This window comes from Desulfomarina sp. (assembly GCF_054039375.1).
The window spans coordinates 1-4609 of the sequence record NZ_JBPLBA010000193.1 but is presented as its reverse complement, the minus strand read 5'-3'; the positions used below and the strand labels follow the sequence as shown (position 1 = coordinate 4609).

General features: G+C 46.4%; 3 protein-coding genes. 1 reads left to right on the top strand and 2 read right to left on the bottom strand.

The annotated features are described in order from the left end of the window. Positions 1–399 precede the first annotated feature (399 nt). Positions 400–2844 (top strand): endopeptidase La, encoded by a 2445-nt coding sequence (lon, locus tag ACXLDX_RS11230; RefSeq protein WP_457577274.1) that lies wholly within the window; start codon positions 400–402, stop codon positions 2842–2844. 20 nt (positions 2845–2864) lie between these two features. Here lon and ACXLDX_RS11225 read toward each other — a convergent pair whose 3' ends face one another. Then, complete coding sequence (locus ACXLDX_RS11225) at positions 2865–3395, bottom strand: shikimate kinase (RefSeq protein ID WP_457577273.1); 531 nt, start codon at positions 3393–3395, stop codon at positions 2865–2867. A 153-nt stretch (positions 3396–3548) separates the two neighbouring features. After that, positions 3549–4460, bottom strand: a complete 912-nt coding sequence (locus ACXLDX_RS11220) for an AEC family transporter (protein WP_457577272.1) — start codon at positions 4458–4460, stop codon at positions 3549–3551. Positions 4461–4609 lie beyond the last annotated feature (149 nt).

The window sequence follows — 4609 nt, the reverse complement described above, 5'->3', positions numbered from 1 at the left end:
CGAACATATATCCGTGATCAAGAAAAAGAAGACAAGCGTGTTGATCAACTGTCATTATTTAAATAGGCGACCACCGAACGGTGGTCAGTGAATCTTTTTAACATACCGCTTTGAGCGGTTCACAATTTAAAGCCACCGGTTTTACCGGTGGATACTTACTCAACCTAAATCCTGCAATTGGCAAGTTCACCCCTTGCGAGACTCCGGATCCGGTAAAATTGCCAATCCCGCAGTCCAAAGAAAATGAAAAAATTTACATTCACTCAAAAAGTGAATGGCCAAATTCGTTAAACATATCATAACGTATTGAAATAAGACAATAATTACATTTTCATTTTCTGAAATGCAGGATTTAGGTTCAATATAGACCCATAAGATCATTTCATAAGGAGATCATAAATGACCGAAAAGGCAACTGTACTCACTCCTGATGGTATTGAAAATCCCCGGCCGGAAGGAGGTGAGGAAAAAGGAACATCACTGGTGCCGGCCAAAGATATATTGCCCGGAGAGCTGATGATTATTCCCCTTCACGACAGACCCATGTTTCCCAAAATGATGGGGCCGATCATGGTGGATGATCCTTCCATGCAGAAAACCGTCATGGAATCGGTAAAGAATAATACACCGCTCTATTTTGGCCTCGTTCTGTTGAAGCCTGCCGATGATATGCTGGCCTATGCGCCTGAAGGGCAAGATGATTTTTTCAAGGTTGGTGTGGCCGTTCGGGTTATACAGGTCTCACCCCCCAAGCCCGGAGAACCACTGCAGGTGATGGGCCAGGCCATGGACCGGTTTGATATCGTCAACCTGCTGAAACAGGACTCGGTTTTTGTGGCCGAAGTCCGGTACTGGCAGGAAGAGGTTCCTGAAAATACAAAAGAGTTGAAAGCGTATTCGGTAGCGATCATTGATTGTATCAAGGAACTTGTCAATCTCAATCCCCTTTTCAAGGAAGGTCTGTCTCTTCTTATCGAGAGGATAAATGTCAATGATCCAGGATCACTGGCCGATTTTGCCGCTTCCATGACAACATCCTCAGGGACTGATATTCAGAAAATTCTTGAAACAAAGGATGTACGTGAACGGATTGAGGCGGTATTGATTCTTCTGAAGAAAGAAGTGGAAATCAGTAAGCTCAAGGCAAAGATTTCAAAACGCATTGAAGAGCAATTATCCAGACAGCAACGTGAATTTTTTCTCAAGCAACAGCTCCAGGAGATTAAAAAAGAGCTGGGACTTGCCAAGGATGATACCCAGGCGGAGTTGGAAAAGTACGAAAACCGGTTGAAGAAACTGGTGCTTTCCGATGAAGCAAGGGAGAAGGTCCGGGAAGAGATGGAAAAATTGCGACTCCTTGGTTCTTCCTCTCCCGAATTCAACGTCAGTCGTACCTACCTGGACTGGCTGACCATCCTGCCGTGGGGAGTTTACAGCAAGGATAATTATGATCTGAAAAAGGCAGCAAGAATCCTGAATCAGGATCATTATGGTCTGGAAGATGTCAAAGAGCGTATTCTGGAATTGATGTCGGTGGGAAAGGTCAAAGGAGATCTTTCCGGGACTATTATTTTGTTGCAGGGCCCACCGGGGGTCGGCAAGACCTCAATCGGGCAGTCTGTGGCCAGAAGTCTGGGGCGTAAATTTTTCCGGTTTTCCCTGGGTGGCATGAGGGATGAGGCAGAGATAAAGGGACATCGCCGGACTTATATCGGGGCTATGCCCGGTAAATTCATTCAGGCCATCAAGACCTGCAATACAGCAAATCCGCTGATTATGCTGGATGAGATTGACAAAATAGGGGCAAGTTTTCATGGGGATCCCGCCTCTGCTCTGCTGGAGGTGCTTGATCCTGAACAGAACCGTGATTTTCTGGATCATTATCTCGATGTCCGGTTTGATTTGTCAAAGATTCTTTTTATCTGTACGGCAAACCAGCTCGATACCATCCCGGGACCCTTGATGGACAGGATGGAGGTTATCCAGTTGCCCGGTTACATCCTTAAGGAAAAAGTGGAAATCGCCAAACGTCATCTTGTTCCGAAACAGTTGAAGGAACATGGTCTGACGGCGAAGCAGATAACCCTGACGCGAACACTTCTGGCTACTATTGTCGATGGATACGCCAGGGAGGCAGGAGTCAGGGGGCTTGAAAACTGCATCAAGAAAATCCTGCGGAAATCGGTGCAGAAAATCATTGATGATCCGGAAAAAAATATCAGGATCAGAAAGGGTGATCTGCAGGAACTGCTCGGCAAAAGACTGTTTGCCGAGGAAAATGCATTCAGAAAACCACGGGTCGGTGTGATTACCGGGCTGGCCTATACCAGTATGGGGGGAACGACCCTTCATATTGAAGCCATACCTATTCCCGCGGCCCAGCCCGGTTTTAAACAGACGGGGCAGTTGGGGCAGGTGATGGTGGAGTCATCGGAAATCGCCTACAGCTATGTCCGCTCACTTTTTCGCGACAATGAAAAGGTGAGTGAGTTTTTCAGAAAACATCTCATTCATCTCCATGTCCCCGCGGGAGCAACTCCCAAGGATGGGCCATCCGCCGGTATCACAATGGCCTGTTCCCTCTATTCCCTGGCCACGAATCAGCCCATAAGGCCGCATATCGCCATGACTGGAGAACTGACCCTCAGCGGCCTGGTAATGCCGATCGGTGGAGTGAAAGAAAAAATTATTGCCTCCAGGCGGTCAAAGGTCAGAGATGTGGTCCTGCCAAAAGAGAACAGGGAGGATTTTGATCTGCTGCCGGAACATATCAGGGAAGGGATTACGCCCCATTTTGCGGCAACCTTTAAAGATGTGCTCAAGGTTTGTTTTGACAGGGGTTGAGAAAAAACTGATGCTGAAAATCAGGAGTCCAGCCGTATGAAGTCCAGAATTGTATCGGCTATTTCATCCGGTTGGATTCCATCAGTCTCTATTGTCGTAAAACGTCTGTATCCCTGTTCTCTTTCGTTCATCAGTTGCAGAATTTTCCGGTGTGGATCAGGGCCCTGCAAAAGGGGCCTTGCGTGATTTTCATCATGTTCAAGTCGTGAAAGAATTGTCTCTGGGCCGGCATTCAAACAGAAAACCAGGCCGGTGCTTTCGAGTGCAGTCGCGTTATCCGGATCGAGCATCAAACGACCTCCGGTCGATATGACCAGTTCTTTTTTCTGGCCGAGTTCTCTTGCTACCGTCGCCTCCATCCTGCGAAATGCTTTTTCACCGAGGTTTCTGAAAATATCAGGGATGGACAGTTGCTGGCGTTTTTCAATTAAAAAATCAGTGTCAATGAATTTTCGTTGAAGTTTTTTGGCAAGAAGCTTACCGACAGTTGTTTTTCCTGTCCCCATGAATCCTGTCAGGACAATATTTTTTTCACTGTAAGATTGTGTCATAATTGCAATTCGTTTGTAATAAAATATGGATACTGTATTTTGTTTAACTTGAGATTTTCATTGCTGCAATTGTTTTTATCTCAATTGATCCCGGGCATAAACAGATGAAAATATGTAACTGGTCACATGGGTAGCGTCCTGTGATACGGGAGATTAAACCATGGCAAGCCAGAAAACAAAAGTAACTGAAGAAAACAGGGTGCTGGCTGAAATGGTAGCCACCGCAAATTCTGCATCTCCCTCCATCTCTTTTGCCATGACATAGGCAAGAGTTGCTGTCGGGGAGCAGAGGAGAATCAGGGCTGGAAGAAATTCTTCGGTTGTCAGGCCGGCTGATTGATAAAAAACAAGCCCCAGGGCTGGAAGAAAGATGAGTTTTATAGTGGCGGCACCTAAGGTCGGACGAAGGTAGCCCTTGATCAGTTTCATGGAAATGGAGGCCCCGATCAACAGGAGAGCCATTGGCGGGGCAAGTCCTCCAAGTATGGTGAAACTTGAACTGAGAATGGTGGGAACAGGAAGGTCCAGTGCTGAAACCGTGATACCGGCCATGGCACTTATTATAACCGGGTTTTTACAAAGTGGTATCAGTGTGGATTTAACTCCGTGGAACTGTTTTTTACTGTGGATTTGCAAAGTGATGACAGACAGGAGGTTCTGTACTATCATCAGAAAACCACAGATAATACCGGCTTTTGCCAGGCCGCTGTCGCCCAGGTAATAAAGAGTAATGGGCAGGCCGATGTAGCCGAGATTGCCGTGTCCACAACTTTGAACAAAGGTGCCGGCGCGACCTGGATTCATTCCCAGGAATCCGGTCAGCAGATGGGTTGATATATAAACCAGGAGTGCTGCCAGGAGAGTGAGAGACAGGAGACGGACATCAAATTGTTCCTGAAATGAAGCTCTGGAGATGGAGTTGAAGATCATGGCTGGAATAGAAAGATAGTATACCAGTCGATTGGCCGGCCCCAGGAAATCGGGGGTAATAAAACTTTTCTTACGGGCAGCCCATCCCAGCAGGATAATGATAAAGATGGGTGTAATGGTAGTTATAACTTCCATGAAAACCTCGCTTCAATTTACATCTTGATTACCCATGAAACTCAGCCAAATTGTGGATGTGCCTGTTTTATCAGGCTAGCCTACGGTCAAAAATCACTGGAAATCTCAATTGATAAGGAATTCAAATGAAAAAGTGTCAGTCCAGGTCA